Origin of the sequence: Methylophaga sp. UBA4204, from assembly GCF_002379485.1 — a bacterium.
Classification (GTDB): Bacteria; Pseudomonadota; Gammaproteobacteria; order Nitrosococcales; family Methylophagaceae; genus Methylophaga.
The window spans coordinates 12,600-16,195 of record NZ_DFTU01000065.1; the positions used below are offsets into that span (position 1 = coordinate 12,600).

Annotated in this window: 2 protein-coding genes; one reads left to right on the forward strand and one right to left on the reverse strand. The window is 46.8% G+C overall.

Annotation, left to right across the window (positions count from 1 at the left end; translation table 11 throughout):
* The coding region (locus tag B3182_RS09420) for an efflux RND transporter permease subunit (RefSeq protein WP_292752551.1) at positions 1-2,933 on the reverse strand (2,933 nt) is incomplete at its 3' end.
* A gap of 162 nt (positions 2,934-3,095) precedes the next feature.
* On the opposite strand from B3182_RS09420, the gene B3182_RS09425 reads away from it, so the two are divergent.
* On the forward strand, positions 3,096-3,596 hold a 501-nt coding region (locus B3182_RS09425; RefSeq protein WP_292752554.1), incomplete at its 3' end, for a response regulator.

Below are 3,596 nucleotides of genomic sequence, written 5' to 3' on the forward strand. Positions count from 1 at the left end.
CGCGTCGAAGCTGCTTCGCGAGCTGCTTCAAATGCTGATTTACCTGCCACCCATTGATCTCGGGCAAAGGTCGTGACCAGAACGCTATTGGCAGTTGATACGCCAATCACCATGATAAAACCCATTAACGCCGGTACGCTGATAGTCGTTCCAGTAAGCATTAAGCCGATGATCGCGCCAGATATGGCAATGGGCGCGCCGGATAAGGCAACTAGAGGCATGATCCAGGAGGCGAAGTTAAACAGCATGATGATGTAGATGAAAAATACCGCCAGTAAAAAGCCGAACAGCAGGTCACGGTAAGCTTCATCCATGGCTGCTGCCTGTCCCATGATTTCAATATCATTACCGGGAACGACGTCTTGTTTTAATTCATTCACAATCTGCTGCGTGGCTTTATAAACCGAGCCTAAATCTGTGTTTTCGGTATTGATTAACACATTGACGGTGGGTTTCAGCATGGTGCGACCAATGCTTCCAGCGACATTTCGTGGGGTAATAGAAGCAATACTTGCCAGTGGCACAGTCACCTGGGGATCATAAGTCTGAATCTGCAAGTTCATAAGATCATCGGTGGTGCGTAATTTGTGTAATGGCATACGGGTTTGCACTTCATAGGAAAAACCAAACACCGGATCGGACCAGAAGCTGGGGGAGACGGTACCGGCAGAGCCTAAAGCACCTAACAGACTGTTCATGGTGTCTTGTGTGGTCACACCGAGTTCAGCTGCACGTTTGCGATCCAGGTGCACATAGTATTCAGGCAACGCAAATACTTGCTGAAAACCAATATCGACAGCGCCTTCGACGTTTTGCATCTTTTCAATGAGGGTTTCGGCCTTGGCAATGCTGGCTTGCAGATTTCGGCCGGTAAACCGCACATCAAGTGCTGTCGGTGTACTGCCGGATAATGTCTGATTGGTGGTATCTGCCGCTTGAGCAAATAATGTAACTTCCGGAAATTTTTCTTTCAGCATCTGCCGAATCGCCGATTCATATTGACTGGTGGGTTGATGACCTTTAGCTAACTGAATTTGTAATTCTCCATCGTAGGATCCGATAGCAAAACTGTCTATCCAGGCACGATTAATGGAGTCGGGCATGCCAATGTTATCAAATACAAAATCAAGCTCTTGTTCGGGGATGATTTTGCGTATTTCCTGCTGAATCTGTGCAAACTTATCGGCCGTTTGTTCAATGCGAGTGCCAGGTTCGGCCCTTATATAAAGCCTCATCAGACCCGCATCAGTTTTTGGAAAGAAATCCCTGCCGAGATCCTGAAGTGCAAATCCCGCCGCTGTGACGATAACAACACCAATCAATGGTGCAATCACAATGTGACGCTGCAATTTACCAATCGTATTTTGTAAATGCTGCTGACCATTATGCAGCCGTTGTTCCAATGCCAGATGTAAATGGACCAATGGATTTTTGGAGTGTTTATTTACGGCTTTCTCATTGGAGAGTAAAAGTCTGGCCAGCGCAGGAACCACAGTGCGAGATAATAAATAAGAGGCAACAAGACAGGCAATGACCACAATCGCCATTGGCTGAAAGATATAACCTGCCACACCGGTTAATAAAAATATCGGTGAAAAAACGATACAGGTGGAAAGTGTGGAAACAAGTTCAGGGAAGGCAACTTCACTGGCGCTGGTCAATATGGCCCGACTTGGCTCCATGCCATCGGCCAAATGACGTTTGATATTTTCAATTTCCACTAATGCGTTATCAACCAGAATGCCAATGGCCAGTGCCAGTCCACCCAAGCTCATTAAATTCAAGGTGCTGCCGGTTAAATTTAATACAAAAACTGCTGTCAGCAATGATAATGGAATAGAGGTCAAGACAATCAATGTGGCCCGTGATGATCCCAAAAACAGCAGTACCATTAATGCGACCAGTGAGCCGACGATAAGAATTTCCATTTCAATATGATGTAATGCCGTGTTCACAAACACCGACTGATCAAAAATTGGCGATATGGTAATGCCCTCAGGTGCCGCAGCCTGAATTGAAGGGAGTCGTTCGGTTAGTTCATTAATAATGTCTACAGTCGAAGCACCGCCCAGCTTAATCAATGACACCATGACCGCATTTTGTCCGTTGACGCGGGCGATATTAGTCTGCAACGCGGTGCCATCCCGAACATCAGCGACGTCACGTAGCAATATCAGTTCGCCATCTCGGGAGCGAATCGGCAGATCCTCAAAATCAGCCACTGCTTGTGGACTGGCATTAACAGTGATTTGCAGTTCATTCTGCGCTTCACGAATGCTGCCTGAAGGCAGTGTCAGGTTCTGTTCATTAATCGCTTGAGTTACATCATTGGCTGTTAACCCTTGAGCAAATAATGCCTCAGGATCCAGATCCACCATGATCTGCCGGGTAGCACCGCCATACGGCAGCGTCATGCGAATACCATTAATGGATTGAACCATGCCACGCAACTGTAACCGTGCAAAATCAGCCAGTTGGCCATCGGTCAACGTATCTGAAGACATGACCAGCTGAATAATCGGCGTACTGGATTGATTGTATTCGGCAACCAATGGCGGTGAAGTACCTTCCGGCATTCGCCGACGGATGGTTTGCGATACACCGGTGACCTGCGCCATGGCATTGGCAATATCAACTTCGGGATGAAAGTCGATATGAATGACTGAGGTGCCATTCAGGGTTTGTGAACGAATTTCCTTAAGGTTATCGACATTGTTCATAATCGCCACTTCACTGAAAGTGGTGATTTTCGATGCCATTTCATTGGTGTTAAGACCGTTATAGGTCCATACCACTTTTATAGAAGGTATATTGACGCTGGGAAGCACGTCGACGGGCAATTTCAGAAAGCTGATTAAACCTGCTGCAAATATCAGCAGGCTTAAAGCGGCCACAGAATAAGGTCGGGTTAGAGCATAACGCACCAGCCACATAAATAGCTTCTCATGTTATTAGTAAATGTTGGGAGGTTTGGTTGCAGCGACGTTACGCAACCAATTCTTGATGCGTAGAGTGCAGCGACAAAATTAAGGCAATGTTAACGTTGTCTTAATTCAGTTAAACGAACATAACGTTTTTATTTCGGGTATTGACCGATGTATGTATTGATTGTGGAAGATGATGCTTTAATGGGTGAGGGCATACAGGCCGGTCTGACGGCATTAGGCATTCAGGCCGAGTGGGTAATGAATGCCGGAGGAGCTGAAACGGCCATGGCCACCGCCAGTTTTGATGCCGTTATTCTCGATCTGGGCTTGCCAGACGAAGATGGCATGCATTTACTCAATCGCTGGCGGGAGCGTGGAAATAACTTACCGGTATTAATATTAACTGCCAGAGATGCAGTACCTGATCGCGTCAGTGGTTTACAGGCCGGTGCGGATGACTATATGAGTAAGCCATTTGATTTAACAGAACTTGCCGCTCGCCTGCATTCTTTAAGTCGCAGAGCGGCAGGACGTGCCACCCAGACGATTCAGCACGGTAGTCTGCAATTTGATCCCTTCACTTTACAAGTCTTGCTAAACAATAAACCGCTGAATTTATCCCGTCGTGAAATTACCGTATTGGAAACCCTTTTGCAGCAACCCGGCCGC